This is a genomic window from Mesorhizobium sp. ORS 3428 (genome assembly GCF_001854785.1).
Taxonomy (GTDB): domain Bacteria; phylum Pseudomonadota; class Alphaproteobacteria; order Rhizobiales; family Rhizobiaceae; genus Mesorhizobium.
In genome coordinates, this window is the sequence record NZ_MDFL01000110.1 from 22,466 (window position 1) to 47,112 (window position 24,647).

General features: G+C 64.3%; 33 protein-coding genes and 1 other annotated feature. Of the genes, 18 read left to right on the forward strand and 15 right to left on the reverse strand.

The annotated features are described in order from the left end of the window. Positions 1-30 precede the first annotated feature (30 nt). Together ORS3428_RS11205 and ORS3428_RS11210 are read right to left on the reverse strand one after the other, a co-directional pair. Positions 31-1,140 carry a glycosyltransferase family 2 protein gene (locus tag ORS3428_RS11205; RefSeq protein WP_071097701.1) on the reverse strand — a complete coding sequence of 370 codons (1,110 nt, stop codon included), beginning with the start codon at positions 1,138-1,140 and terminating at the stop codon, positions 31-33. Positions 1,141-1,420: 280 nt separating this feature from the next. Beyond that, positions 1,421-2,569 carry an acyltransferase family protein gene (locus ORS3428_RS11210; protein ID WP_071097490.1) on the reverse strand — a complete coding sequence of 383 codons (1,149 nt, stop codon included), beginning with the start codon at positions 2,567-2,569 and terminating at the stop codon, positions 1,421-1,423. Between the two features lie 593 nt (positions 2,570-3,162). On the opposite strand from ORS3428_RS11210, the gene ORS3428_RS11215 reads away from it, so the two are divergent. The 5 genes from ORS3428_RS11215 (at position 3,163) to ORS3428_RS11235 (ending at position 8,079) form a co-directional block, all read left to right on the forward strand. Then, entirely contained in the window at positions 3,163-4,050 is an 888-nt protein-coding gene (locus tag ORS3428_RS11215) for an EamA family transporter (RefSeq protein ID WP_071097492.1), read from the forward strand. Between the two features lie 313 nt (positions 4,051-4,363). After that, positions 4,364-4,942: a hypothetical protein gene (locus ORS3428_RS33640; RefSeq protein ID WP_071097494.1), complete on the forward strand. Its 579-nt coding sequence runs from the start codon at positions 4,364-4,366 to the stop codon at positions 4,940-4,942. Positions 4,943-5,589: 647 nt separating this feature from the next. Next, complete coding sequence (locus ORS3428_RS33270) at positions 5,590-5,988, forward strand: hypothetical protein (RefSeq protein WP_071097496.1); 399 nt, start codon at positions 5,590-5,592, stop codon at positions 5,986-5,988. Positions 5,989-5,991: 3 nt separating this feature from the next. Continuing rightward, on the forward strand, positions 5,992-6,552 hold the full coding sequence (locus ORS3428_RS11230; RefSeq protein ID WP_071097498.1) for a hypothetical protein: 561 nt from the start codon (positions 5,992-5,994) through the stop codon (positions 6,550-6,552). Between the two features lie 282 nt (positions 6,553-6,834). Further along, a complete protein-coding gene (locus ORS3428_RS11235; protein ID WP_131802880.1) occupies positions 6,835-8,079 on the forward strand; it encodes a hypothetical protein in 1,245 nt (414 codons plus the stop codon). Between the two features lie 214 nt (positions 8,080-8,293). On the opposite strand, the gene ORS3428_RS11240 is transcribed toward ORS3428_RS11235, so the two are convergent. Both ORS3428_RS11240 and ORS3428_RS11245 read right to left on the reverse strand, forming a co-directional pair. Next, positions 8,294-8,938, reverse strand: a complete 645-nt coding sequence (locus ORS3428_RS11240; protein ID WP_071097503.1) for a response regulator — start codon at positions 8,936-8,938, stop codon at positions 8,294-8,296. Continuing rightward, entirely contained in the window at positions 8,935-10,338 is a 1,404-nt protein-coding gene (locus ORS3428_RS11245) for a sensor histidine kinase (RefSeq protein WP_071097506.1), read from the reverse strand. The genes ORS3428_RS11240 and ORS3428_RS11245 overlap by 4 nt, the downstream gene beginning before the upstream one ends. Positions 10,339-10,787: 449 nt before the next feature. Between ORS3428_RS11245 and ORS3428_RS11250 the strand changes: the two genes are divergently transcribed. Further along, positions 10,788-10,961: a hypothetical protein gene (locus tag ORS3428_RS11250; protein WP_172833678.1), complete on the forward strand. Its 174-nt coding sequence runs from the start codon at positions 10,788-10,790 to the stop codon at positions 10,959-10,961. 112 nt (positions 10,962-11,073) lie between these two features. Here ORS3428_RS11250 and ORS3428_RS33490 read toward each other — a convergent pair whose 3' ends face one another. Next, the gene (locus ORS3428_RS33490; RefSeq protein ID WP_172833679.1) at positions 11,074-11,232 is read right to left on the reverse strand and encodes a hypothetical protein; all 159 of its coding nucleotides are present in this window, start codon (positions 11,230-11,232) and stop codon (positions 11,074-11,076) included. 218 nt (positions 11,233-11,450) lie between these two features. Then, positions 11,451-11,506 (forward strand) — a sequence feature (sul1 is cis-regulatory element that is thought to sense ions involved in sulfur or methionine metabolism; They are found in Alphaproteobacteria). On the opposite strand from ORS3428_RS33490, the gene ORS3428_RS11260 reads away from it, so the two are divergent. Further along, positions 11,473-12,855: an MFS transporter gene (locus ORS3428_RS11260; protein ID WP_244507925.1), complete on the forward strand. Its 1,383-nt coding sequence runs from the start codon at positions 11,473-11,475 to the stop codon at positions 12,853-12,855. (Overlaps the previous feature by 34 nt.) Positions 12,856-12,877: 22 nt before the next feature. On the opposite strand, the gene ORS3428_RS11265 is transcribed toward ORS3428_RS11260, so the two are convergent. The 3 genes from ORS3428_RS11265 to ORS3428_RS11275 all read right to left on the reverse strand — a co-directional run bounded on the left by ORS3428_RS11265 (position 12,878) and on the right by ORS3428_RS11275 (position 13,940). After that, positions 12,878-13,105: a hypothetical protein gene (locus tag ORS3428_RS11265; protein WP_071097513.1), complete on the reverse strand. Its 228-nt coding sequence runs from the start codon at positions 13,103-13,105 to the stop codon at positions 12,878-12,880. A gap of 82 nt (positions 13,106-13,187) precedes the next feature. After that, on the reverse strand, positions 13,188-13,571 hold the full coding sequence (locus ORS3428_RS11270; protein WP_071097516.1) for a VOC family protein: 384 nt from the start codon (positions 13,569-13,571) through the stop codon (positions 13,188-13,190). Between the two features lie 54 nt (positions 13,572-13,625). Continuing rightward, entirely contained in the window at positions 13,626-13,940 is a 315-nt protein-coding gene (locus ORS3428_RS11275) for a PadR family transcriptional regulator (protein ID WP_071097518.1), read from the reverse strand. A gap of 272 nt (positions 13,941-14,212) precedes the next feature. Here ORS3428_RS11275 and ORS3428_RS11280 point away from each other — a divergent pair, with 272 nt between their 5' ends. Continuing rightward, entirely contained in the window at positions 14,213-14,701 is a 489-nt protein-coding gene (locus ORS3428_RS11280) for a hypothetical protein (protein WP_244507926.1), read from the forward strand. A 62-nt stretch (positions 14,702-14,763) separates the two neighbouring features. Here ORS3428_RS11280 and ORS3428_RS11285 read toward each other — a convergent pair whose 3' ends face one another. Further along, positions 14,764-15,303 (reverse strand): DUF6428 family protein, encoded by a 540-nt coding sequence (locus tag ORS3428_RS11285; RefSeq protein WP_071097521.1) that lies wholly within the window; start codon positions 15,301-15,303, stop codon positions 14,764-14,766. Positions 15,304-15,346: 43 nt separating this feature from the next. On the opposite strand from ORS3428_RS11285, the gene ORS3428_RS11290 reads away from it, so the two are divergent. From ORS3428_RS11290 to ORS3428_RS11310, 5 genes are read left to right on the forward strand one after another with little or no spacing between them, the layout of a single operon-like run. Continuing rightward, positions 15,347-15,697 (forward strand): ArsR/SmtB family transcription factor, encoded by a 351-nt coding sequence (locus ORS3428_RS11290; protein WP_071097523.1) that lies wholly within the window; start codon positions 15,347-15,349, stop codon positions 15,695-15,697. Then, entirely contained in the window at positions 15,616-16,134 is a 519-nt protein-coding gene (gene arsN2, locus ORS3428_RS11295; RefSeq protein WP_338011922.1) for an arsenic resistance N-acetyltransferase ArsN2, read from the forward strand. The genes ORS3428_RS11290 and arsN2 overlap by 82 nt, the downstream gene beginning before the upstream one ends. Continuing rightward, positions 16,131-16,829, forward strand: a complete 699-nt coding sequence (locus ORS3428_RS11300; protein ID WP_071097527.1) for an aquaporin — start codon at positions 16,131-16,133, stop codon at positions 16,827-16,829. The genes arsN2 and ORS3428_RS11300 overlap by 4 nt, the downstream gene beginning before the upstream one ends. Continuing rightward, the gene (gene arsC, locus ORS3428_RS11305) at positions 16,826-17,239 is read left to right on the forward strand and encodes an arsenate reductase (glutaredoxin) (protein WP_071097529.1); all 414 of its coding nucleotides are present in this window, start codon (positions 16,826-16,828) and stop codon (positions 17,237-17,239) included. Before ORS3428_RS11300 ends, arsC begins: the two co-directional genes overlap by 4 nt. Continuing rightward, positions 17,240-18,445 (forward strand): MFS transporter, encoded by a 1,206-nt coding sequence (locus ORS3428_RS11310; protein ID WP_071097531.1) that lies wholly within the window; start codon positions 17,240-17,242, stop codon positions 18,443-18,445. It abuts the gene before it with no gap. Positions 18,446-18,490: 45 nt separating this feature from the next. On the opposite strand, the gene ORS3428_RS11315 is transcribed toward ORS3428_RS11310, so the two are convergent. After that, positions 18,491-18,673 (reverse strand): hypothetical protein, encoded by a 183-nt coding sequence (locus ORS3428_RS11315; protein ID WP_071097533.1) that lies wholly within the window; start codon positions 18,671-18,673, stop codon positions 18,491-18,493. Between the two features lie 182 nt (positions 18,674-18,855). Here ORS3428_RS11315 and ORS3428_RS32395 point away from each other — a divergent pair, with 182 nt between their 5' ends. After that, complete coding sequence (locus tag ORS3428_RS32395) at positions 18,856-19,032, forward strand: hypothetical protein (protein ID WP_172833677.1); 177 nt, start codon at positions 18,856-18,858, stop codon at positions 19,030-19,032. Between the two features lie 70 nt (positions 19,033-19,102). On the opposite strand, the gene ORS3428_RS33950 is transcribed toward ORS3428_RS32395, so the two are convergent. Then, entirely contained in the window at positions 19,103-19,441 is a 339-nt protein-coding gene (locus ORS3428_RS33950) for a hypothetical protein (RefSeq protein ID WP_244507927.1), read from the reverse strand. A 34-nt stretch (positions 19,442-19,475) separates the two neighbouring features. Between ORS3428_RS33950 and ORS3428_RS11325 the strand changes: the two genes are divergently transcribed. The 3 genes from ORS3428_RS11325 (at position 19,476) to ORS3428_RS11335 (ending at position 21,526) form a co-directional block, all read left to right on the forward strand. After that, entirely contained in the window at positions 19,476-19,733 is a 258-nt protein-coding gene (locus ORS3428_RS11325; protein WP_071036188.1) for a metal-sensing transcriptional repressor, read from the forward strand. Positions 19,734-19,740: 7 nt separating this feature from the next. Further along, positions 19,741-21,069 carry a cation diffusion facilitator family transporter gene (locus tag ORS3428_RS11330; protein ID WP_071097537.1) on the forward strand — a complete coding sequence of 443 codons (1,329 nt, stop codon included), beginning with the start codon at positions 19,741-19,743 and terminating at the stop codon, positions 21,067-21,069. 184 nt (positions 21,070-21,253) lie between these two features. Then, positions 21,254-21,526 carry a PilZ domain-containing protein gene (locus tag ORS3428_RS11335; RefSeq protein ID WP_071097539.1) on the forward strand — a complete coding sequence of 91 codons (273 nt, stop codon included), beginning with the start codon at positions 21,254-21,256 and terminating at the stop codon, positions 21,524-21,526. 36 nt (positions 21,527-21,562) lie between these two features. Here the strand turns inward: ORS3428_RS11335 and ORS3428_RS11340 are convergent, their stop codons facing one another. After that, complete coding sequence (locus tag ORS3428_RS11340) at positions 21,563-22,030, reverse strand: methyltransferase family protein (RefSeq protein WP_071097542.1); 468 nt, start codon at positions 22,028-22,030, stop codon at positions 21,563-21,565. A 266-nt stretch (positions 22,031-22,296) separates the two neighbouring features. Between ORS3428_RS11340 and ORS3428_RS11345 the strand changes: the two genes are divergently transcribed. Next, entirely contained in the window at positions 22,297-22,518 is a 222-nt protein-coding gene (locus ORS3428_RS11345) for a hypothetical protein (protein WP_071097544.1), read from the forward strand. A 127-nt stretch (positions 22,519-22,645) separates the two neighbouring features. Here ORS3428_RS11345 and ORS3428_RS11350 read toward each other — a convergent pair whose 3' ends face one another. From ORS3428_RS11350 to ORS3428_RS11360, 3 genes are all read right to left on the reverse strand, one after another. After that, positions 22,646-23,596, reverse strand: a complete 951-nt coding sequence (locus tag ORS3428_RS11350) for a S1/P1 nuclease (protein WP_083355092.1) — start codon at positions 23,594-23,596, stop codon at positions 22,646-22,648. A 202-nt stretch (positions 23,597-23,798) separates the two neighbouring features. Next, positions 23,799-24,122, reverse strand: a complete 324-nt coding sequence (locus tag ORS3428_RS11355; protein WP_071097708.1) for a DUF2934 domain-containing protein — start codon at positions 24,120-24,122, stop codon at positions 23,799-23,801. 137 nt (positions 24,123-24,259) lie between these two features. After that, the gene (locus tag ORS3428_RS11360) at positions 24,260-24,610 is read right to left on the reverse strand and encodes a hypothetical protein (protein ID WP_071097548.1); all 351 of its coding nucleotides are present in this window, start codon (positions 24,608-24,610) and stop codon (positions 24,260-24,262) included. Between the last annotated feature and the right edge of the window lie 37 nt (positions 24,611-24,647).

Consider the following 24,647-nt stretch of genomic DNA (forward strand, 5'->3'; position numbering starts at 1 on the left):
GCAGGGCAGAGGGGGGTGCTGCGCCCACCCTCATGCCGCCCCCATCCGATAGCGCGCAAGCACCGCCGCCTCCGGCGCGGATTTCAGCCGGTAGGCCACCCAGTCGGCGCGGCGGCCTGCCCACATCGAGGCCTGGCTCAGCCAGGGCGCCCAGGCGCCGGGGCGCAGCGCATATTGCTCGCGGCGGCGGATCACCTTCCATTTCGCCGCCAGGGTCAAAAGCTCGTGCGTCAGCGCCGGCCGCTCGGCGTCGTTGACGAGCTGGTAGAGGAAATAGAAGAGGTTGAGTGCGCCGGCCTCGAAGCTCGGCCGCAAGGCTGCGGGGAGCGCCGCGATCCGCGCTTCCAGCGCGCGCATGAAGGCGGCCGCCCGCGCCACCGTGTCGAAGGAAACCGTGTCGCCGATGGCGCGCAGGTCCGTGCTGTCCTCAGCCAGACCCAGGCGCTCGAGGTTCTCGCCGACGATCCTGAGATGCGTGCGCCGCATTTCGCTGAGGTGCCGGCTGGTGACGCTACCGGGGTGGAGGCGGTAGACGAGCAGGCTTTCCGCCATCATGGCCGCGGGATAGCGATCGGCGAGCCGTCGGAAGAGGTCGAAATCCTCTGCATGCCGGTAGCCGCCGTCGTAATAGAGGTCGGCCTCCGCGATGACCCGGCGGTTGTAGACCACCGTCGGGTGCATGAAGATCGTGAAGAATTTTGACAGGACGGGAAGCTCGAGGCGCAACACCGGATCGAGCCTGCCCCGCGTGATGCGGCCATGCCGCAGCATGTCGACGAGCGAGCCGYAGAAGCCGAGCTCGGGCCGCGCGGCAAACAGCGCCGCCTGCCGCGACAGCCGCCAGGGATAGGCGAAATCATCGGCGTCCATGCGCGCGACAAGCTCACCCTGCGCGACCGCCAGCCCCTCGTTGAGGCTGGCGACAAGGCCGCGATTCTCACGCGAGATGATGAACACGCGCCTGTCGTTGCGGCGATAGCGCTCGAGGATCGCCAGCGACCGGTCGCTCGAACCGTCGTCGATGGCGATGACTTCGAGCCGGTCGTGGTTCTGCCGCAGGATCGACTGAAGAGCGGCGGCGATATAGGGCTCGGCGTTGTAGACGGGCAATAGTACCGAGATGAGGGGCGCGGCGCTCATGGCTGRCACCAGGGTTGGGGCCGGACCCGCAGCCACGGCGACTGGCGAAATCCTGGAAGAGAGCGCCCCTCTCCCCGTTTACGGGGAGAGGATGCCGGCAGGCAGGTGAGGGGCCGCGCGACGTCTGCGGGCTGTCTTGAGTCACGAGGCGATGACAGTTTCAAACTTATTTCGGCCATGGCTAATTGTCGGGGCCGGCGCAGCCCCTCATCCGCCTGCCGGCACCTTCTCCCCGTATAGTGACGGGGAGAAGGGGGCTGACCGCAATGCCGGCRCGCCATCATCGTCTCGCCTCTGTTCGCTGCAGGTCGAGCGCGGGAACGCCGCCTGTCGGGCCGATCCAGTTGGCCTCGCTCGCGCCGCGCGCGCGTGGCGCGACATAAGGGAAATAGCGCTTGAGGCTGTTGAGCGGCTTTTCGAAAAGTGCCCAGGAAAGCGAGGCGACAGTCAGCGTGGCGGCGCCGGCGACCAGGAAGCGCCCCGGCCCCTGTTCGGAGACGTTGAGCGGGAGCCACGGCTGCGCCTTCACGGCATAGGCGAGCAGGATCGGGTGGTAGAGGTAGACGCCGTAGCTGATGCGGCCGAGGAAAAGCAGCGGCGGCAGTTCGGCCAGCCTGCCCGGCGTGCCGCCGAGGCCGTTCGAGCAGGCGGCGACGATCGCCACCAGCGGCGCCAGCGGCAGCACCTGCACCAGCAGCCAGCGCGGCCACTCCCAGGCCGAATTCGCCGGTCCCGGATCGGACCACACGACGAGCAGGAAGATCGCTGCCAAGGTCGGCCAGCCGAGCCGCATCCAGCGCGGCGCATCCGCGCCCCTGGCGCGGCGCACGGCAAGCAGCGCGCCGCAGCCAAGCGCGTCCATCGAGGCCGGCGGCAACAGGTCCCGCGCCAGCGCCGGGTCGGCGGCAATGGGCCAGTAGAAGCGGTAGGCGAGCGAGAAGGCGATGACGCCGATGGTGATCGCCTCGATGCGTTTGCGTGGCGCCAGAAGCACGATCAGCGGCCAGGCGAGGTAGAACTGCTCCTCGATGCTGAGGCTCCAGAAATGGCAGAGCAGCCAGGGCGTCCAGTCGTTGCGCTGCGCATACCAGAAGTTCGAGAGATAAAGCGCGTGCCAGGCGAGCGAGGATCTGGACTGTTCCAGGTCGGTCAGCCAGACGAGGGCCAGCACCGCGAAATAGGGCGGAAAAATCCGGATCACGCGCCTGGCATAGAAGGAACGCAGCGCCGCCCCGGCCTCGAATCGGGCCGCGTCGCGCGCCTCGAGCAAAATCCGCGTGATCAGGAAGCCGGAAAGCACGAAGAACAGCCGCACGCCGAGATGGCCGAGAAAGGAGGTGCCTCCCGGCGCGAGGAAGTGCGCATAAAGCACCAGCGTCACCGCAACGGCCCGCAGTGTGTCCARCTGGATGTCGCGTTGGGTCGTCATCGGCAGCGCCCGCCAGCAGCGCCCCAAGATCCAGCACTAGACGCGTAAAGCCCGGGTGCCCTGCCTGTCGACGAATTTCCGTCCGGAGTAAGGATGCCGTCCTCGRCCGTCAGCGGAATGCCCATTCTGGTCAACGTAGCGGCATCCTCCACTGCGCATGTCGGTTAACATCTGTCTCGCCTAATGTTGCGGCGCAACACAAAATGCTTTCAGGTCTGAAATAAAGATGTGATACGGAAGGTTGTAGAACTTWGTTGGCGCGTGAGTGTAATCGCACGTATGTCCAATGGTCCTATATATCGAGGGCAGTTGGTCTGACATTCGACAAGTATTGATCGCCAAGGATGTCGGAAAATTATACCGGCAACCATAGCGGGTAGTTGGAGTATTGAAGGAGGGTTGCTTTCACGGCGCTTGATTCTTCGGCTACCGTGAAAAAAACGTCTTGGATTCAAGGTCTTGTGYGGCGCAGCAAGCTGGCCGGCGAAATGACGGGCGCCTTGTCCCACCATCCGCCGCTCGCTGCCTCACGACAGTGCAACCGCCAGGCCTTATCTCCGTCTCGGACCGTTGGGGCAGGGGATGGAAAAGAAGTGACGTCGTCGCAGGCCGCGAAACCACAGGCTCAGGCGGGAATCCTGCCCATCCTCGGACTGCTCGGCGCCATGCTCTCCGTGCAGGTCGGTGCGGCCTTCGCCAAGGGCCTGTTCCCGGTCCTCGGCGCGGAAGGTACGACGATGCTCAGGCTCCTCATCGGCGCCCCCCTGTTGGCCGGAGCGCTGAGGCCCTGGAAGGTTGTGCCGTCGCGCAAAGGCCTGCCCTGGCTCACCGCCTATGGCGTCACCGTCTCGCTCATGAACCTTCTCTTCTATACCGCGCTCGAGCGCATTCCCTTGGGTATCTGCGTGGCGTTGGAATTCACCGGCCCACTGCTGGTCGCCACGCTGGGCTCCAGGCGCCTCGTCGATCTTGTCTGGGTGGTGCTGGCGGTGGCCGGCATCCTGCTGCTCTCACCCTTCGCCGATGTCAGCCGTGGGCTCGACCCGGCCGGCGTGCTGCTCGCGCTCGCCGCCGGCGGCTGCTGGGCGCTCTACATCATCTTCGCGCAGAAGGCCGGCGCCGAGCTCGGCGTCCGCACCTCCGCCTATGGCATGGCGATCGCCGCCGCGCTCGCAATGCCTTTCGGCTTCTCCGCCGCCCAGCCCTATTTCACCGACCCGCATGTGATGACGAGCGCGGCGGTCGTCGGTCTGTTCTCCAGCGCGCTGCCCTTCTGGCTGGAGATGATGGCGCTCACCAGGATGCCGGCGAAGGTCTACGGCATGCTCGTCTGCCTGGAGYCGGCGTTCGGCGCGCTGACCGGCTTCCTGTTCCTGCATGAGAGCCTCAGCATGCCGCAATGCGCCGGCGTCGCCGCCGTCATTGCCGCCGCCTTCGGCACGGCCGTGACGGCGAGAGCGCCGGTCCCGTCGCCCGGCTGAAGGCTTGGCGGCGCTGACGCATGTCGCCAACAGTGCGTGGCGGTTCTGGGAAACGGCAAAGTGCCTCAATCCGTTTTCAGCGCGACGCGAATCGGCCGCGCGACAGAAAGCTGTGCGCGCAGCCGTTCCCGACTACATCTGGCGGTTGAGATAAGACTTAAGTCCGATATCGTTGCGGAAAAGGTCTGAGAAAGCAAGACAAGGGTCGTGGGCCACTTCCCCATGACACGTTGATTGGGGGATGCTGATGCTGCGACAATGCCAGTGGGGTAGTTCGGCCGAAGGGCTGAATGGCTGGCATGGGGAGAATGGGATGCGCGTATCGCGCATGGGCAGCAGGCTTGCCTTGCGAGCGTTCACCGCGCTTGCGCTTGTTGTCGCGCCTCTTCATCTCTCCTTCGATGGTCCTGTCGTGGTCAAGGCCTATGCCGGCAAAGGCGGCAATGGCRGAGGCGGCGGTAACGGCAACGGGGGCAGCGGCGGAAATAGMGGGAACGGCGGCTCGGGCGGCAATAGCAGCGGCGGCGGCGGTGGAAACAGCGGCGGCAACAACGGGAACGGAAACGGCAACGGCGGCTCGAACGGCAACAGCAATAACGGAAACGGAAACACCGGGGGCAATAGCAGCGGCAACAGCAACAGCGGTGGAGTGGGCAACAGCGCAAGCAACGCCAGCCCCGCAAACGCCAGTGTCGCAGATGTCGACGATCATGTGAATGCGTTGACCGGGGACAAAGTCGAGGTCAGCGGCAGCAGCATAAGCGTCACGCACCCGAACGGCATGAAGGAGCAGATCGAGAACGGCCGTTTCAGGATGGAGGACAAGTTCGGTCGCACCATCGTCGAGCGCAAGGCCACAATGGCCGATCTCGATCGCCTGAAGAGTTTGTGAGAGCGAGGTTCTATCTGGATTAGATCTTTAAGGGACCAAAGGCCAGCGCTGCAAAATCAGGTTGCCACCTTTTGCTTCGTCTCTTCGGTCCTGATCATCCTACGACAGAACTCCCGCTGCTCACCTTGCCCCCGCCTTTTGGCGGGGGTACTTTTTTGGGCCCTTGCGAACGAATGCCCGATAAGCGGACCCTTGGCGCACGGCCCCACAGCCGGGGAAAGAATCCATACGCAAAATCAAAGTGTTACGGCAACTTCTGCGTCCAGAGCGTCACACCTGGCTCTCAAGGGACGCAGTTTGCCCCGTAGCATGCCGCGGCTCGTTGCGCGTCCGCGCGGTTCTCGCAGGCCACAGTGATAAAGAATTGCCGGCCGATTTCCAAGCGATTTGGTTAACGAGGCGTCAGCCGCCGTTCACCGGTTGCGACATTGGTCCCCAACCGGCGGCAAAAAGGTCCGACCCTGCATGGCATGGGTCGTGGGCCGCTTCCTCCGGCTTGCCGGAATGTGAATCCTTGCCGCCGTCAAGATACCGGTCGCATCGAGAGCGGAACTTCGGCAGGACCGAGGCGGGGCCGGATCCAAACAACCAGATGGGCCGTTCTGCGTTTCCGTGAAACGGTGAACGGCTCTCACGAGGAGACCGCAATGCACAAACTTCCCTTCAATCGGCTCGCCTGGCTTGTGCTGCGCGCCTCGACCGCGCTGGCGCTCACCGTCGCGCCCTATCATGTGACGCTCCACGGCGCCAAGCTCGTGCCCGCGGCGGCCCATGCCGAGAGCGAAGGCGGAGGCGGCGAAGGCGGTGGCGGCGGTGAAGGTGGTGGCGGCGAGGGCGGTGAAGGCGGCGGCCACAGCGGCGGCAGCGAAGGCGGCAGCCACCACGGCGGCGGTGACAGCGACGACCATGACAGCGGCGACGAAGATGGCGATCACCAGGGTGGTGACGACGATGGCGCCGGCAGCGGCGGCACCGGCGACGACAATGACGACCAGGGCGAGGACAGCGACGAGGTCGTCGCCCCGCCGGCGGTCACACCGGGCTGAGGCATGAGCGCGGCGCCGTCCCTCAGGATCTGCTGGCTCGTCCTGCGAGCCTCGGCGGCGCTCGCGCTGACTGTTGCCCCCTGGCATCTTACCTTCGACGGCTCGCCACGCATCGTTGCCGCTTCGGCCAAAGCCGGGGGAGGCCACGGCAATGGCGGCGGCAACGGCAATGGCGGCAATTCCGGTTCCGGCGGCGGCTCGAGCTCAGGATCCGAGGGCGGCTCCAATTCCGGCAACGGCGATAATGACGGCGATTCCGGCGGCGTCGGAGATGGTGACGGCGACGGCAATGGCAACGGCCAGGGCAATGGCCAGGGCAACAACCAGGGCAACGGCCAGAGCAAGGCCGGCAGTGTCGGCGACATTGGCGCCCAGGGCAGTCACGTCAATGCGGCAACAGGCGACAGTGTCCATGTCGACGGCAACAAGATCACCGTCGTCCACCGGAACGGCATGAAGGAAGAGATCGAGAACGGCCGCTTCGAGATGACGGATGCGCAAGGCCGCACCATCATCGAGCGCAGGGCGACACACGAGGACCTGACCCGCCTGCTGAGTTTGTGAGGGTTGAGAGAAGCTACCCCCTTTTCCTGCACCCTCGCACAGTCACCCCCGTCTTCCGGAGGCGGGGGTGATTTTGCTTCTGAAGTGAAGTAAGAATCAATATTGCTTCCGCTTGTTGAGCAATTTAACTTCAAGATTGTGACAGATTGCTCGAATTGTGCAATTTTCGGAAGTAAGAAGTCAAATTTATTCTTCCGGCGGATATTGTCAGGCTCTGGAATATAAGCTACGGCTTGAGCAGCCAGCCGCGTGCAAAGCGGCGGCTCGAGAGGGGATATACATATGACAGGTTTGATTCGCGACGCCGCGCTGCCGGCGGCAGTAATTTCGCTTGGCTTGGCTTTTGCCCCGATACCCTTGGCATCGGCGCATGCCGCCGRCCAGGTCGAGTTCAACGCAAAGAAGCTCTCCGCCGAGCAACTGCTGACGAAGCAGGGCCAGGCGGTGAAGTTCACCCTGGACAATTTCAAGGCACTTCCGAAGGAACAGCAAGGCAAGTCGGCGCCGTTCCTCAAGGCGCTGGCCGGAACTGCCGAGCACCTGAAGGATGTACGCAAGGCCGCAGCAGCCAAGGACAGCAAGACATTCGCCGCCAAACTGCCTGAACTGGCCGCGGCTGTCGCCCAGGTCAACGCCACCTTCAAGCTTGCAGACATCAAGGACGAGAAGGTGAAGTTGGGCGTCGAGACGCTGGACAACAGCTGGAACGACTATCTCAAGCGCGTCACGGGCGGCAAGGCGCAGAATGCGCAGGAACTTGCCACCAAGAACGGCCGGCGCATCCACGATATGGAGAAGCGCCTCGAGAAGATGGCCGCCAACGCGAACATGACCAAGGACCAGAAGCGCGAGATCGAGCATCTGCAGGCGCTGCTGAGCAAAGCGCAGGCCGCAAACACGCGCGGCAATGAGCAATGGTATACGATCGTCCTGATCGCGGATTTCGAGGGCTACTATGCCGGCTACTATTACTGGTATGCCGCTTACGACCCACAGAGCTACGCTATATACAAGGATTCATGGGATTATTTCACTACGACAAGCAGCTATTTCTACAGCGAGACCTACGAGTACTACGAAGAATATTTCTGGGCGAGCTACGAGGAGAGCGTCGAAACGAGCGAGAGCTACGATTTCAACTACACCTCCGAGGAATATCAGTCGTTCGAGAGCGCGTATGAGAGCAGCGAGGAGACTCTCGATGCCGCAACCGAGGAGGCATATGCCGCAACCGACGAGGACACGGCGATAGAGGCGGCCGACCACTACGATTCCAACGAAGTCATCGACGACGCGGCCGACAATCCCGATCAGGAGGCCGACGCGGCTTCGGACATGAGCCACGAACAGGCTGACGCCGCCGACGACTCCGACGACAGCTATCTCGACGACGCCGGCAGCGACGAAGCGGCTGTTGACGACGATGGCAGCCAGGACGACGGCACAGCAGCCGCCGACGACGATGGCGGGCAGGATGACGGCGCCGCTGCCGACGACAACGACAACCAGGACGACGGGGAGGAATAGGTAGGGATTGGGCAGGTAGGCAGTAGGGCAGTAGGGCAGTAGGGCAGTAGGGCAGTAGGGCAGTAGGGCAGTAGGGCAGTAGGGCAGTAGGGCAGTAGGGCAGTAGGGCAGTAGGGCAGTAGGGCAGTAGGGCAGTAGGGCAGTAGGGCAGTAGGGCAGTAGGGGATCCTCTTTCCCTGGTTCCCCTATTGCCTACTGCCTAAAACCTAAAACGCTACTGCCTGTCTCTCGCCTCATGCATCAGCAGCGCGGCCTCCGTGCGGTTGCGCACGTTGAGCTTGGCGAGCACCCGGGTCATGTGGTGCTTGACCGTCTTTTCCTGCAGCGACAGYCGCGCCGCGACTTCCTTGTTGCTCAGGCCCTCGGCCACCAGCCGCAGGATCTCGGCCTCGCGGCCGGTGAGTTGGCTGAGCGGGWCTGGCTTGCGGCCCGTAGGCTGCAGGAGGTCGGAGAGCAGCCGGGCGGACAGCGTCGGCGAGACATAGCTCTGGCCGTTGGCGATATCGCGCAGGATCTCGGCCAGGGACTTGGAGCCGACGCCCTTCAGGACATAGCCGCGGGCGCCCGCCTTCAGCGCCTGGGCGACGTCGGCATTGGTTTCGGACACGGTCAGCATGACGATCTTCTGCTCGGGCGCCGTCGCGAGGATGCTGGCCAGCGCGTTAAGGCCGCCGCCGGGCATGGAGATGTCGAGCATCAGTATGTCGGGGGCGCTGGCGTGCACCAGCCTTTCGGCGTCCTCGGCGCTGGCGCCTTCGCCCACAAGCTCGAAGCCGCCGATCTCGCCGAGGCTGCGCGCCACGCCCTCGCGGAACAGTGGATGGTCGTCGACAATGGCGATGCGGATGGGTGTGGTCACGGCTGCTCCTCGACAGACAAAGTGATTACCAGTCTCGTTCCTTCAGGACCCGAGAGCGTTTCGAACTGCCCGCCGATGCTTTCGATACGCTCCCTGAGGCCGGCGAGCCCGAGGCCCTCGCTCCTTGCGGGGTCGAAACCCGGGCCCGTGTCCTGTACCTCGACCACCAGCTTGCCGCCCTTCATCGTGGCGCGCACCTGCTGGCCCTTGCCCATGCCGTGCCGATAGGCGTTGTTCAGCCCTTCCTGCACGAAACGATAGATGCTGATCTTTTCCGAGGTGCCGAGTTCCGGCAAGCGCTCGGGCAGGGTGAGCAAAACCTTGGTGTCGGTGCGGCGCTCATGCTCGGCCACCGCCAGCCGCAAGTTGTCGGCCACCGCCTGGGTCTCGATCTGCGGCAGCACCAGGCCGTTGCAGATGCCGCGTATCTCGCGCATCGCCTCGCCGAGCGTCTTGTGGATATGAGCGATTTCGGCCTCGCGCTGCGGTTTCGGCGTGGCCGGGTCGACCAGCATTGGGCTGTCCATCCTGAGCGCGGCCAGCGCCACCAACTGCGCCGGCCCGTCATGCAGGTCGGCGCCGATGCGCCGCAGGTACCGCTCGTTGATGGCCGTGGCGCGGCGCGAGGCGCGCTGCACGCGTTGGCGCAGCGATGAATTCTGCGCCAGCGCCGCCTGCAGCTCGCTGACCTTGGCCTCCAGCGCCGCCCGCTGGGTGTCGATGGTGCGGCTGCCGCGAAAGACGATGCCCGACAAGAGCGCCAGCGAGGCCGCCGTGGCGCCGGCCACCACCAGCCAGGTCCATTTCAGCGCCGAGCTCAGATTCGCCTCGAAGTCGTCGGATTGTTCATAGAACTCGGTGACGGCAACGACGGCGCCGGACCAGGGCTCGCGCACCGGATTGTAGATTTCGAGCAGCGGCAGGCCGAGCGCCCGTTCCTTATCGTTTTCCTCGTCGTCCAACTGGTTGTATTTGACCATGACGTTGCCGGCGAAGGCGGCGACGAGGCTGTGATTCGGCTTGAACCGCTTGCCGATCAGCTCGGAATCCTTCGAATAGAGGATCGTGCCGTCGCGCCGCCACAGCTTGAACGACACCAGCCGCTTTCCCAGCGCGCCCTGGCCGAGCGTCTCGTCCAGCGCCCGCTTGACGGTGGAGTCGAGCTCCTGGCTCTTGCGCAGGTCCGGCAGAAGCGGCGCGATCACRCTGTCGACATAGAGCGCGGTCGTGGTAGCGGAATTGTGCATCACGCCCTGGCGGATCTGCGATGTGACCCACAGGCCCACAACCAGCATCACGGCCAGAAGGCCGATACCGCCGGCAATCACGAACTGCCAGGCCAGCGAAAGCCCGCTCCAGACTTGCACAAGTCGCTTCAAGGTCTCCCTGAGCGTTCGCATGATTCACCCCGCCGCCGGTAAAGATTATAGGCGAGGCGAGGCGATTGCGACACCGACCTTGGTCCGGGGCCCCCTGCGCAGAGTTAACGGYGCGGCTCCGCGCGGGCTGGCCGGTTAATGAAGCAATTGCTAATGTATTCCCGGCCCGCRTGTGCGTTCCAGCCTTGCGCGGCCCATTGYGGCGGCGGGGAGCGGGGGCGGCATGCGGATCGCAATGATGGGAGCGGCGGCATCGGCGGCTATGTCGGCGCCAGACTCACCGAGGCAGAGGAGAAGGCATGGCGACTGGTTCGGTCTCCGGAGGAAGGTTGACGCCGTCCTGCTTGCCGGGCCGRCGGGCTCGTTCTTCGCGGAAATGCCCTGCTTCCGATGGAACGCCGGACGGGTCGACGGCGTTCTATGTCGCTATGTCGAAGGGGTCTCGTTCCGACAAGGCCGAAACGACGTCCTTGGCGCTCGCCGAGGCGGAGCGCCGGGCGCGCGCTGAAAAGAACGCCAGGCTGAAGTACCTCCGCACGCATTCATCGTGGCTGGTCCTCGATCCCGACGCGCTTTTCCGCGAGGAGATCGATTGCTCGGCCCTGTTCAGCGAATTGCCGATGCCAAAGATGGGCCCGTCCTGACGATCCCTAGAGCGCGTCTTTCAGATTCGCTCCATGCGCTTTAGTTTTTTGATTTTATGCATGTCTTTGTCCCGAAAACGATTCCCGCTTTCGGGAGACATGCATTGGGCCGCTACGCCAGCTGAAGCCGATCAGCTCTGCTCGCGCGCGATATTGCGATCAGCCGCGCGGCGGCCAATGGCGCCATGATGACGAAAAACGCAGTGACATCGAGGAAAATCGACCACGCCAGCTGAATCCCGCTGTGGTCGTAGCAGACTGCATATTCCATGGCGCCTTGCCCTTTCGAAACCCGCTGCGCGTCTACAACAAGCATGATCCTGATTTGAGAGAAATACAAGGGATCGCTAATTTGCGTGCGGTCAGGGGCGTTCCGCGGCGCTGGTGCTGGATAGGATCGAGCGATATCGCCCTCTCGACGATCCATGCTCAACCGCTCGCCCAGGCGATTCCACCGGGCTGCAAAATGCTCTATAGAGCCGRCATTCGATCGGACCCGGTGGAAATCCGGGTGGCGCTTCCGGCCGCCAATCCGCCGGACCAACCCCGCAAGCGACACTCGCCGGATGAGCTCGCGGCGCTGCCGGCCAGTGCATTGGCAGCGGCAAGGACCGACTGCTGCATGCCCATATTTGCCTACGCTCGCGACAGCCTCCATTTCCTGYGCGAAAACGGCCGGTGGGTCGGCGCCGGCTTTCTGCTGACGCTGTTCTCGTCCTTCGGGCAGACATTCTTCATCGGCCTGTCCGGCAACGAGCTGCGCTCGGCTTTTCACCTGTCGGGCGGGYAGTTCGGCCTGCTTTACATGCTGGCGACGCTGGCAAGCGCTGCGACCTTGCCCTGGCTCGGCCGAACCCTCGATCTCATGCCCGGCTGGAAGGTCGTGCGCTTCACCATGCCCGCGCTTGCCTTCGCCTGCGTGCTGATCGCTCTCGCGCCGAACATCGTCATATTGACGCTCTCGATCTACCTGCTGCGTCTTTTCGGCCAGGGAATGATGACGGAGATCGCCTTCACCGAGGTCGGCCGCTGGTTCGTCGCCAATCGCGGGCGCGCCACGGCGCTGAGCACGCAAGGCTTCCAGGTGGGCACGGCGATGCTGCCCGCCATTGCCGTCCTGATCCTGCAAGCGAGCGGCGACTGGCGCACAGGCTGGTTCGTCTCGGCTGCCGTGATCATGCTCGCCGGGCTGCCGCTGACAATGGGATTGATGCGGACGGAGCGCGTGCCCCGTTCGCCTGAGGTGAAGTCAGGGGCGCGGCGGACCGCCCGCGRCTGGACAAGGGGCGAGGTCGTCCGCGACCCGATCTTGTACGTGCTGCTGGCGGGAACCTTGCTGCCGGGATTCGTCGCTACGGTGATCTTCTTCCACCAGGGTTATCTGGTCGAGCTTCGCGGCTACGATCCGCTGGTCTTCGCCGCCGCCTATCCGCTTATGTCCGTTACTACCGTCGCCTTCGGGCTGATCTCAGGGCAACTGATCGACCGGTACGGCGCCCTGCGCCTCATGCCTTTCTTCCTCGTCCCGCTGGTGGTCGCCACGCTCGGCGTGGCGCTGATCACGCCGGTCTGGGGCGTCTACGCCTTCATGCTGCTCCTGGGCATCTCCAACGGCTTCACCTCGACGCTGCTCGGCGCGCTTTGGCCGGAAGTCTACGGGCTTGCCAATTTGGGGGGCATTCGCGCCATCACCGTCTCGGCCATGGTGCTCTCGACCGCCGTCGGGCCGGGGGTCACCGGCGCGCTGATCGACATGGGCATTCCATTGCCGACGCAGATGCTCTGGATGGCGGGCTGGTGCGTCGTCGCGAGCTTCCTTCTCGCATTCGCCGCGCGGCAGGTCATCCGGCGCGAGGCGCAGGCCATAGGCGACAACGAACTGGCGGTGCCCTGACACGCCCGTGCCGGACCCTTGCCTATCTTTTCGGTTCCGTGCCGCTCTCCCCTTGCCTCTTTTCGATTTCGTAGGACAGCCAGCGGCAGAACATGCCGACAACCGACGTCGCCGAACCCGCGAGCAGGCACGCTGTCAACAGCGGGTCCTTCGATGCGTTCGACCAACTGACGATCGCCAGAAGACCGACGCTGCCGGTAGAGATCAGGTAACCGGCTCCCTTCAGGAGGTGAAGCGAGGCCTTTTGCATGTTCGTGTCCGATTGTGATCGAGGAACTGTTCGGGCTGAAGGAAAGTTCCTTGTCAGCATTCGGGGGAGGGCGACGGCGACGCTATTTGCGCGGCGGCTCGAACAGCTCGACTGGATTGCCGGCAGGGTCATCGAGCAGAATCTGCTTGCCGCCGATCCCGGCAACGGTGTCGTTGCGAAACCTTGCGCCGAGAGCCTTCAGACGGGCGACCTCGTCCTCGATATTCGCAACCACGATCTGGATCCGGTTCCAGCCGCCCGGTTCCGGCTTGCGGCCGTCCGGCATCGGCTGGGAGGCGCCGCCCGGCCCGGTCGTTGCGTTGACCAGCAGTCGAAGGTCGCCTTTGTCCAGCATTGCGAAACTCGGCGCCGGATGCATGGCGACGGAGAAGCCGAGAGCTTTGGTGTAGAACGCGATTGCCGCGTCCACGTCGTCGACGATGTAGCGAACATTCACTGTTGCCATGGCATTGCTCCTTTCAAGTCAAGCAAGGATCGTGCTCGCCGCCTGCGTGCCGGTTCAGCCGCTGGCGCTTCCCGAGACGACTTCACGAAACAGCTCCCTGATCTTGTCTTGCGCGGCCGCGAGGCCCTCCAGGCCGTAGCTGGTGGCGGTGTAGAGGCGGCGTTGCGACCGGCCCATCCGCTCTATGCGGGATTCGAGATAGCCCTYGCGCTCCATGGCATGCAGCATCGGATAGAGCGTGCCGGGACTGACGCGGTAGCCGTGGCGCGCCAGTTCCTCGATCRTCCATTGCCCGTAGAGATCGCCTTCGGCCGCATGGTGCAGGACGTGAAGCCTTATGAACCCTGCCAACAGCTCCTGATGCTGCATCTCTCCGCCATCCACAATCGAGTTTCGATATCGAGAACCGATAATATCCTTGCGCGTTGAGTTTGCAACCCGGCGGCGCAGCAAGGCCACGCCGCCATGTCGGGAGGACGTCGGCGTCAAATGTGCGGGCGCGGCTCGGGACTAACCGGGCCCCAACACGCGTTGTCCTGAGAGTAGGGCAGGAACGCCCACAATAGAGCCAGGCCTTGCCGCGGTGCCGCTTGAAGTGGCGGCAATGTATCGGCTTGGCGCACCCAAAATGGGAGAAACCAATGGCACTCTTTGGAAACGCCGCTTTTGCGGCGGCGATGGCGCTTGGCTTGTGGCCGACAGCAGCGTCGGCGGCAACGGTGGTGAATGTCCGGCTTTGGGACCAAGGCGCGGGCATGGTGATGAGGACCGGCATGGCCTACCAGGCTCCCGGCCTCGATTTGTCAAAGGCGACGATGGGAGTGAAAGCATCGCGATCCAGCGCCCCGGCCGGCGTCGTATCGTTCGAGGTCACCAACACCTCGAAGCAGACTGTCCATGAGATGATCGTCATGCATCTGAAGGATCCGGCGCAACCGCTTCCCTATGCCGGGAGCGACGCCAAGGTGGACGAAGCCAAGGCTGACGACAGAGGGGAGGTTCCCGATCTCGCCCCAGGCAAATCGGGCACGCTGATCGTGACCCTGGAACCGGGCAAGTACCTGTTGATCTGCAATCAGCCGAAACACTTCGCCGCCGGCATGTGGGCCATGTTCGAGGTCACCAAGTAGGGACTTGGCGGAACCCCAGCCCGCCAACCATCCCGCCGAGTCCGAAGAGCCGGACGAATTTTTCAGCTGCAGCAGGCCTTGCCGCCTGCGGGCGAACAACACGGTGCGCCGGCCAGCCGCTGCTCCTCCAGCCAGCGGTCGCGCGGCTTGCAGCTTGCCGGTCGCGGCGACAGCTCGACCTCGACGGCACCGCCGACAAGCGAAGGCCGGCTGGCCTTGTGCAGTTCCATCGGCCGCACCCCGTCGCTGACCTCGAAGGTGAGCTTCGCCGACGGGTCGAGCGCCACATGGTCGGCGACCTTGCGGATGATCGCGGCGAATTTGCCGGCCGGCATGTGGACCGGCCCGCCTTCGTCGACGTCCCACAGCTGCACGAAGATTTCCGTCCAGGCTTCGGGGTTGGCGCCGCAATCCAGCGCCGAGAATTGTCCCGCCTTGACCTCCGTCACATGATAGCCCGGCTTGACTGGCCGGCCGTCATAATGGAACACCAGCGGCTTGTCCTTGTGGCCCGCCAGCGCGTCGAGCAGATCGCCGATGGTGAGATCCGACGGATCCAACGGAAGGGCAGGGGCGATTTTCCGGTTGTCAGAAGTAAGCATCTCGGCTATTCCCTCATTTCAACATTTCAAGGATTATTGAAACGTGGACGAACGTCAAGCCCTGATCGCTTTTGGCGCGCTGTCGCAGGAAACCCGGCTGCGGCTGCTTCGGCTGCTGGTCGTCGCCGGGCCGGACGGCATCGCCGCCGGTTCGCTCGCCGAAAAGGTTGAGGTCTCGCCGTCGAACGTCAGCTTCCATCTCAAGGAAATGGAGCGCGCCGGCCTTGTAACCGCGCGGCGCGACGCGCGATCGATCGTCTACAGCGTCGAATATGACGCGTTGTCCGGCCTGATCCGGTTCCTGATGGAGGATTGCTGCTCGGGCCGCCCGGAAATCTGCGCGCCGGCGCTTGCCGCGCCCTGCTGCGGGCCGGGCGAGGGGAGCCGGCGATGATCGTCGAGCCTGTCGGCGCGAACGACCCGGAACTCCGCGCAAGCCTGAGCGAGGCGGCCTTGCCGACCGATGATCTGGCCGAGCCGGGCCGCGCCTTCTTCCGATTTGTCGATGAGGGCAGCACCATCGGCTTCGGCGGATTGGAAGCTTACGGCGAAAATGTGCTGCTGCGCTCCATCGTGATTGTCCCTGAGGCACGTGGAAGGGGGCTTGGCCGGCGCGCGACCGGCCTGCTGCTCGAGCAGGCACGGGCAACCGGCGCGCGCCGGGCCTATCTGCTCACCACCGATGCCGGGCCTTTCTTCGAGGCGCTGGGCTTCAGGACGGTCGCGCGCGAGAACGCGCCGGCCGACATTCTCGCGACGCGCCAAGCCGTTTCACTCTGCCCGTCAACCGCCGCGCTCATGGCGCGGCCGATCCCAGGTCACATGAAATGACAGCTTTCGATTTGCCCCGCCGCTTTGCCGCCGAAGCCCTGGGCACCGGTCTCCTGGTGGCGACGGTGGTCGGCTCCGGCATCATGGCCGAGACGCTGACGCATGACGTGGCGCTGGCGCTGCTCGGCAACACGCTCGCGACCGGCGCCATGCTGGTGGTGCTGATCACCATTCTCGGGCCGGTCTCCGGCGCGCATTTCAATCCGGCCGTCTCTCTGGTGTTCTGCCTCAACCGGACGCTGCCGGCCCGAGATCTTCCGGCCTATCTGGTGGCGCAGGTGGTCGGCGGCATCGCCGGCACTCTCGCGGCGCATCTCATGTTCGAACTGCCCGTCCTGGAGATCGCCGTGAAGCTTCGCTCCGGACCCGCCCAATGGTTTTCCGAAACGGTCGCGACATTCGGGCTGGTCGCGGTCATTCTCGCCGGACTCCGCTTCGAGCAGAGAGCCGTGCCATGGCTGGTCGGCCTCTACATCACCGCAGCCTACTGGTTCACCGCGTCCACCTCCTTCGCCAATCCGGCCGTTGCGCTGGCCCGCTCGCTCACCAACACGTTTTCCGGCATCAGGCCTGTCGACCTGCCGGGCTTTATCGTTGCAGAATTGCTCGGCGCCCTGATCGCGCTGGCGCTGATGGGCTGGCTGCTGCGGCCCGGAATCGTTCAGCAAACCATGCCATTGAAAGCAAAGCCATGACTGTCACGATCTACCACAATCCCGCCTGCGGCACCTCGCGCAACACGCTGGCCATGATCCGCGCCGGCGGCGAAGACCCGGTGGTGATCGAATATCTGAAAACGCCGCCGAGCCGCGAGCGGCTGCAGGAACTGATCTCGGCGATGGGCATCTCCCCGCGCGCGCTTTTGCGGGAGAAGGGAACGCCTTACGCCGAGCTTGGCCTCGCCGACCCGAAATGGAGCGACGACGAGCTGATCGACTTCATGCTCGCCCATCCGATCCTGATCAACCGCCCGATCGTCGAGACACCCAAGGGCACCAGGCTCTGCCGGCCGTCGGAAGCAGTGCTGTCGCTGCTCGATAATCCGCCGCGCGAGTTCGTCAAGGAAGACGGCGAGAAGGTCGTATACGTGCGGGGACAGGTTTGATTGGAAGCGCCTGCGCCGGCCCGCAATCGCCATGCCCTCGTTTCGGCGCTTGGCGTCACGCAGATCCTCGCCTGGGGATCGTCCTTCTATCTGCCGGCGGTGCTTGCAGCGCCGATCGCCGCCGACACAGGTTGGTCGCTGCCCTCGGTCGTTGCCGGCCTCTCTAGCGGGCTCCTGCTCGCCGGGCTGGTATCTCCGGTCACCGGGCGGCTGATTCAGCGTCACGGCGGCCGGCCGGTGCTTGCCGCCAGCTCGCTGCTGTTGGCGGCCGCGCATTCGCTGCTGGCGACCGCCACCGCCTATCCGCTCTACCTCCTTGCCTGGCTGCTCATGGGATTGGGCATGTCGAGCGGCCTTTACGATGCCGGCTTCGCCACGCTCGGCCGCCTCTACGGACAAGGCGCGCGCGGCGCGATCACCAGGCTGACGCTGTTCGGCGGCTTCGCCAGCACGGTCTGCTGGCCGCTCAGCGCCTTCCTCGTCGAGCACGCGGGATGGCGCATCGCCTGTCTCGCTTACGCGGCGATCCATCTGTCGATCTGCCTGCCGCTCCACCTTTGGGTGATACCGCCGCCGCCAGGCGCGGCGCCGCCCGCAAGAGCTGAGCAGCGGAAGCAGGCGTCAGCCACAGGCCGGGCGCGAACACGCTTCATCCTGCTTGCCTCGATCCAGACGGTGGCGGCGCTGATCGCCTCGATGGTTTCCGTCCATCTGCTCACCCTTCTGCAACTGCGCGGCGTGAGCCTGGCGGTCGCGGTCGGTCTCGGCGCCCTGGTCGGCCCGTCGCAGGTCGGCGCGCGCGTGGCTGAAATGCTGATCGGCCGCAACCGGCACCATCCGATCTGGACGATGCTGACATCCGTGTCGCTGCTTGCCGCCGCGATGTGGCTGCTGCTCGCAARCCAGACTCTGATCGCCCTGGCGTTGATCCTCTATGGCGCGGGCAACGGCATCCATACGATCGCTCGCGGTGCCCTGCCGCTGGTGCTGTTCGACCCGCAGCAATACGCGGCGCTCATGGGCAAGCTCGCAACGCCAAGCCTGATCATGCAGGCGGCGGCTCCCTCGATCGGAGCGCTGCTTTTGGGCGCGGGCGGCGGCACGCTTGTGCTCGCGACACTTGCGCTGGCCGCAACGCTCAATGTCGGRCTCTGCGCCTGTCTCGTTGCAAGTCTGCGCAAGGCGGAGCGCTATGAYGCTGCATAGTCAGGAGTCGCCGTGTCGGCCGCGGCATCTAGAGGGCTTGGAGCGTCAGGCGCAGTCCTTCAGCTCGACAACTTCGACGCCGAGGCGGAAGGCCTGGCCGTCGGCATAGGAGCGCGCATATTGCTCGGCTTCGAAGGGGAAGGTCAGCGTGGTGCCGTAGGCGGTGACGCGCACCGTCCACTTCTGGCCCTTGACGAGTTCAACACCGTGAAGCTTCGCCGTCGCCATCTCACCCTCCTCCAGTCCGGCACGCTCGCAACAAAGATAACGCTGCGGAAGTCATTTGAGTACAAATAATCCGACCGAATTATGTCGCTGCCGCGTCGATTCCGACATTCGGCCGGTCCCTTCCGTGAAATGGATCACGTTCGGCCTGCCGGAACCCCGGACAGCCTGACGAAGTTAGAGCAATGAGAATCGCAGCAGAGGAGGCTGCCATGATCCGCAAGCTGAAATCCGGCGAATACCGTCTCTACTCGCGCAAAGTGGATCCGAGGACCGGCAAGCGCAGGAACCTCGGCACCTTCAAGTCGCGCGAGGCCGCCGAGAAGCACGAACGCGAGGTGCAGTACTTCAAGCGGCATTAGCGGCTTTTGAAGCCCTCTGCTTTCGATCTGGCATCGTGTAGCAGCGCTTCGCGGGCCAGCAGGTGCCGCTCTAATCCGTTGTGTCGTCGCCTTTCGTGTTCGAACCAAGCGCGTAGGCTTCGCGCTCCAGCACCGCACGATCATTGCCGTATTTGGCAAAAAGTTGCCGAGCTTCAGGGATCGTAAGCTGGAACTTCCTGGCGAAACGGGCGATGTCGAAATCCTCGCCGATCAAGACGTGGTCAGCGGCGTCAAGTGAGCTTTCATTGTCTGACATCGGAAAAATTCCTCCTATAAGAAGAAAGGCGCACGTGACGCCATGGTTCCGGGTTGTTCCAAGCGATCCTAACGGTTGCCCGAAGGATTTGCGGTCAAATCCGTAAGGCATCGGCTTCGGGAGGTTGTCCATTGCAGTATCCTACCCTGGGGGATAGGATAAGCGCATGACGATACACAGCTCGCATCCCGACATCATCGCCCGGCTCAAGCGCGCGCATGGCCATCTCGCCGCCGTRCTCGCCATGTTCGAGCAGGGCCGTTCCTGCCTCGACCTCGCGCAGCAGCTTCATGCCGTCGAAAGCGCGGTCGGCAACGCCAAGCGCGAGCTGATCCATGACCACATGGAGCACTGCCTGGTCGAAGGCGGCGAGCCGACCAGGGACACGCTCAAGGAGCTGAAGCAGCTCACCAAATATCTGTGAGGCCGCCATGTGGGAAAAGATACTGGACTGGTTCGGGTTCGGCTCGCACGGCCATGACCATAGCCACGGACATGGCCACGACCATCATGGTCCGCATGGTCACACGCATGGCGTGATCGACGCCACGATCGCGACCACCGATCGCGGCATCTGGGCGATCAAATGGTCGTTCGTCATCCTGGTGGTCACGGCCGCGCTGCAGGTCGCCGTCGTCGCAATATCGGGCAGCGTGGCGCTGCTTGCCGACACCGTCCACAACATCGCCGACGCGACCACCGCGATACCGCTCTGGATCGCCTTCGTGCTGGCGCGCCGCAAGCCGACCAGGACCTTCACCTATGGCCTTGGCCGCGTGGAGGACTTGGCCGGCATCGCTATCGTGCTCATCATCCTGGCGAGCGCGCTGGTCGCYGGCTACGAGGCGATCGACCGGCTGCTCAACCCGCGTCCGGTGCAGTTCCTGGGCTGGCTTGCCGCGGCCGGCGCCATCGGCTTCCTCGGCAACGAGGCTGCGGCTGTGTTCCGCATCCGCGTCGGCCGCCAGATCAACAGCGCCGCGCTGATCGCCGACGGCTATCATGCCCGCACCGACGGGCTTACCAGCCTCGCCGTCGTCGCCGGTGCGACCGGTGTCTGGCTCGGCTTCCCTCTCGCCGACCCGATCGTCGGCCTCGTCATCACCATCGCTATCTTCGGCATCGTCTGGCAGTCGGCGCGCTCGGTGCTGACCCGCATGCTGGACGGCGTGGAGCCCGGCCTGATCGACGAGATCCATCACGCTGCCGAACATGTCGCGGGCATCGAGAAGGTGGTCGAGGCAAAGGCGCGCTGGCTCGGCCACAAGCTGCATGTCGACGTTGCGATCGCGGTCAATGACGGGCTGCTGCTCGCCGCCGCCAACAACATCGCCGCATCGCTGAAGGCCGAGCTCTTTGCCCACATCCCGGCGCTCGACGTCGCCACGGTGCGCTTTGCCGAGCCGCCGGCCGAAGGCGGCCATCATCACGCGCCGGACCCGTTCCTGGTGGTAGGCAAGTTGGCCAGCGGACTGCTGGAGATCGTCGACACGCCGCAGGGCGAGCGCATGCGTCTGCGGCTCTCTCGCCATGCCGAGGGCCTGCAGGCCAATGTCGCCATCGAGCGGCCGGGCGGGAAGGTCGAGCGCCTGCCGCTGTCGCCGGTGGGCGGCGACCACCACTACCTGCAAAGCATCGTGGCACCCGCCGAGCCGCACGCATTCAGCGCCAGGCTGCAACTGGCGGCCGGCGCCGACAGCGAGGACCTTCCCTTCGCCATGGCCGAGCCGGACGGCCATGGCCACGGGCACGCGCACTGAAGAAGGAGCGCCTGTCGGCGGCCGGCCGCGCCGCACCCCTTCGGGATGCAAAGTGTGCGGAAATGAAATCGCCCGAGCTGCCGCGATCAGCGATTGCTAACGGATCGGAAACGCCTCGCTGCTACGGTGGGGTGTCGGGCAGGGAGGATCAGCCCTCGCCGGACAGTTCCGGGATGAGTGCGCCATGACCTCTTTTCCCCACATCGAGCGCCGCCTTCATGCGCGTGAATTCGTGCTGAAGGAGGCCACGATCGTCACCGCCGACGCCAGGATCAGGTGCTCCGTCAGAAACCAGCACGAGCATGGCGCCGAGCTGCGCGTCGCTCCGCAGGCGGAGATCCCGGAACGCTTCACGCTCATTGTCCCCGACGACGATGYCGTCTATCGCGCCGTTGTGCGCTGGCGGCGCAACGAGCGCGTCGGCGTGCAGGTCTACAGCAATTCGATGAAGCGCTGACGGCCCAAGGCCGCCACCCGCATTTCAAGCACGGCGTTAGAGATAGCGGCGCACGCTCGCCTTGTAAGTGCGGTAGGGTTCGCCGAACTTGCGCTCCAGATAGGCCTCCTCGCGCAGCACCACGCCGAAATGCAGGATGAGGAAGACCGGGACGAGGGCGAGCAGGCTCCACCAGGTGTCGAAGATGAGCCCGATCCCCAGCAGCAGGCCCATCAGGCCGTCATAGAGCGGATTGYGGATAAAGCGAAACGGCCCGCCGGTGACGATGGCGAGCGTCGGCTTCGTCGGTTCGATATTGGTTCCGGCGCGCTGCATGGTCCTGCGCCCCCAGGCGATGACGGCAATTGCAGCGACCGCAAGCACTATGCCCAGCACCATGGTCAGCGGCCTGCCGCCGATCGCGAGCGGCAAGACATAGCGCAGCGCCAGCATCAGGATCAGCGCTACAAGGAACAGCAACGGCGGGAACACCGCGACGCCGGCATTGTCCGCTTGGTCATTCATGGCCGTTTCTCCCGGTCGAGCCCAGGCGCCATCTGCGTGCGGCCACTATGCATCCGCCCGGACGGTGCGGCAAGCAACCGCTCAGCGACCCCGGCAGTCCCATCGCCCGGCCGGCAGGGCGCGGCCGTGCTTTACATTTTTGTAAATTGCCCTCGGCGGTTAATCCGCGATACGGCTGGCCGGCGGCTCGGCTCGTGCATCCACGTGTTAGGCAACAGCACTCACGGATGAGCGAGCCGGGCCGTTCTTTAACTCGGGAGAACGTTATGATTCGCAAGGTTCTGGTTGCAGCTTCGGTTGTTGCGCTTTTCAGCACGCCGGGATTCGCGGCCACGCAATATTGGGTGGCGAAGGATGCCACGACGAAGAAGTGCTCTGTGGTCACCACGAAGCCGGACGGCAAGAAAATGACCGACGCCGGGACAAAGGCCTACACTTCCCAGGCCAACGCCGAAAAGGCGCTGAAACTGCTGAAAGACTGCAAATAAGCTTGCTGTCTTAAAAGCTGTCGCCCGCCCCGGCATGCTGGAGCGGGCCTTTTTTCGTCGAAACTGCCTCGGAAAAAAACAGCGCCGACGCGGACCAGTCAAGGCAGCCATCCTCCAGCCGCTGCGTCTATTTATCAACCGCCAGCGTTTCGTTCAGCACGGCGGCGAGATGCAGGCCRCCGAGGGCGAGCTGCTGGACGGCGACCGGCGAGAACTTGTCGAAATAGGCCTGGTCGAGGATCACCGCATGCGGGTTGTCGGCCTTGATCGAGGTGCCMTTGGGCAGCGCGCGATAGGCGTCCTCCGCAATTGCATGGCACGCGGCCAGCCATTTCTCAGGCGTCTGGTCCGCGACCGGCAACGGCGCGAGATGCGGGATGACATCGGTCTCGATGTCCAGCGCGACCTTGCCCCAGTCATAGTATTTGAACAGGATCAAGCTTGAATCCCACACCGCGTGGAAGGTGGTAAGGTCGCGATAGGTGGAGCCGTCCGGCTTCGGYCGCGCGACGTTGAAAGTCACCGTCAGCGTGTTGCCGCCTTGGTCGCCCTGGTTGTTGTCGAGGCGCTCGACGCAGTGCAGCGGCTGCGTGAGATCGCCCACCAGATGAATGACGAAGGCGAGCGCCTTCCAGCGCTCCTCGTCGCTCTTCTTCGGATCGGCAAGGATCTTCTCCTCGGCCGGCAGCGCCTTCATCAGGCAGGTGCCGAAGGTGGCGTCGTCCTTGCAGTCGCGCGCCGGGTCGTAGGCGGTGGTGCCGGCGCTCGCATCGCCCGGCCGGGAGGCGAGCGGAATGTCGACGAAATGCCAGTTCGACGTCTCCTTGTGGTTCTCGGCACGATAGTCGTCGGCCCAGCTCGCCACCGAGGCCAGCGAGACGGTCGCTGGCGGCTTGAGCTTGAGATGCGAGCGCAAGAGCTGTTCGACCACCTCATAGGCGTCTTTGCTCAGCCTGTGCTGGGCGATCTCGGCGATCACCGCATGCCCTTCCTGGCCCCACGCCAGCGCCTGGYCGCACATAGCCCCACCGATCGCCATTGCGGCCGCCCAGGAAAGCCCCGCCGCTTTCCAGTTCATCGCCTTGCCTCCTCGAAGGTTCCGCTTCGGGAAGTACAACCGAGGCGCGTGTCACATACAAGCAGGTTCTTCGGCCTCGGCAAGCCGCCCATGCGCAGAGCCGCCCGCTACCAAGCCYATGCGCATGCTGGCATGGCAGCCGCGCGCCGTCGCCTGATCGTGGAGGCGTCCACCGGCCGCCGGCCGAGCCCGCGGCTTCCAGCTATAGCCGCTTCCGGGCCTTGAGCTTGCGTGCCGCCTGCTCGATCGCGGCCCGGTCGTTGCCCAACCTGTCGAGCAACTCCTGCGCTTCCTGGCTGCTGATGCCGGTGTGYGCCGCGAGCGCCTCGACCGTGAGTGCGTCCGAACCGGGGACGTCGCGCGTTTCGGGCAGCGCATCGTCCGCCGTCAGCGGCAGGGCCGCCTCGCGGTCGATTTCCATCTCGGCCTGAAGCCAGTGCCGCTCATGGTCGCCGTGCAGGCTGCCCTCGCGCTGCCAGATCTCATAGGCGCGCTGCCTTATCTTCTCGATCCGATCATCGCTCATTGCTGTGCCCTCCATGCCTGTCACTCAACGCAGGGCGGCGYGGAACGATCCGTGCGGCATCGCGACGTGATGGATCGGTTGCCCAATTTCCGGGATCGGGTTGGTTGGCGCCCCGAGCAGAGGCGCGCCGTATTGCCTTAATGTGGGAGAGAACGAGAGATCTTCACCCGAGGCGCGAAGAAGCAACGCAAATACGGCTGATTGGTTATGACATAGGTATTTTCGCAGATATGGTATTGGTCGTCTGGCGACTCCTGCACCCGATCCCGCGGGATGTTGAAATTGTCCGGCAAGTAAATGTAACCACCATCGACCTTGGATCGAACCGAAGACTGGGGGATGGCACGGCAATCGGAACCGCCGCAGCACTTGAATTTTGTCAGTGGATCAACCTTGTATTGATACCAATCATGAGCGTTTGCGCCCCATGTGATGGCTGCGCCCGATGTGATGGCAATCCACATCGCCGTAAAGATGAAGGTCCGCATGGCATTCCCCAACCATTCGGCAGACGCTGCTCGTTCG

What these genes read in the sequence shown, in the direction of transcription:
- ORS3428_RS11265 (WP_071097513.1), bottom strand. Translation starts at nt 13,105, where the DNA reads ATGCAAAAGGCCTCGCTTCACCTCCTGAAGGGAGCCGGTTACCTGATC.
- ORS3428_RS11300 (WP_071097527.1), top strand. Translation starts at nt 16,131, where the DNA reads ATGACAGCTTTCGATTTGCCCCGCCGCTTTGCCGCCGAAGCCCTGGGC.
- ORS3428_RS11280 (WP_244507926.1), top strand. Translation starts at nt 14,213, where the DNA reads ATGGCACTCTTTGGAAACGCCGCTTTTGCGGCGGCGATGGCGCTTGGC.
- ORS3428_RS11345 (WP_071097544.1), top strand. Translation starts at nt 22,297, where the DNA reads ATGATTCGCAAGGTTCTGGTTGCAGCTTCGGTTGTTGCGCTTTTCAGC.
- ORS3428_RS11270 (WP_071097516.1), bottom strand. Translation starts at nt 13,571, where the DNA reads ATGGCAACAGTGAATGTTCGCTACATCGTCGACGACGTGGACGCGGCA.
- ORS3428_RS32395 (WP_172833677.1), top strand. Translation starts at nt 18,856, where the DNA reads ATGAGAATCGCAGCAGAGGAGGCTGCCATGATCCGCAAGCTGAAATCC.
- ORS3428_RS11360 (WP_071097548.1), bottom strand. Translation starts at nt 24,610, where the DNA reads ATGCGGACCTTCATCTTTACGGCGATGTGGATTGCCATCACATCGGGC.
- ORS3428_RS33950 (WP_244507927.1), bottom strand. Translation starts at nt 19,441, where the DNA reads ATGGACAACCTCCCGAAGCCGATGCCTTACGGATTTGACCGCAAATCC.
- ORS3428_RS33270 (WP_071097496.1), top strand. Translation starts at nt 5,590, where the DNA reads ATGCACAAACTTCCCTTCAATCGGCTCGCCTGGCTTGTGCTGCGCGCC.
- arsC (WP_071097529.1), top strand. Translation starts at nt 16,826, where the DNA reads ATGACTGTCACGATCTACCACAATCCCGCCTGCGGCACCTCGCGCAAC.
- ORS3428_RS11285 (WP_071097521.1), bottom strand. Translation starts at nt 15,303, where the DNA reads ATGCTTACTTCTGACAACCGGAAAATCGCCCCTGCCCTTCCGTTGGAT.
- ORS3428_RS33490 (WP_172833679.1), bottom strand. Translation starts at nt 11,232, where the DNA reads ATGGAATATGCAGTCTGCTACGACCACAGCGGGATTCAGCTGGCGTGG.
- ORS3428_RS11230 (WP_071097498.1), top strand. Translation starts at nt 5,992, where the DNA reads ATGAGCGCGGCGCCGTCCCTCAGGATCTGCTGGCTCGTCCTGCGAGCC.
- ORS3428_RS11315 (WP_071097533.1), bottom strand. Translation starts at nt 18,673, where the DNA reads ATGGCGACGGCGAAGCTTCACGGTGTTGAACTCGTCAAGGGCCAGAAG.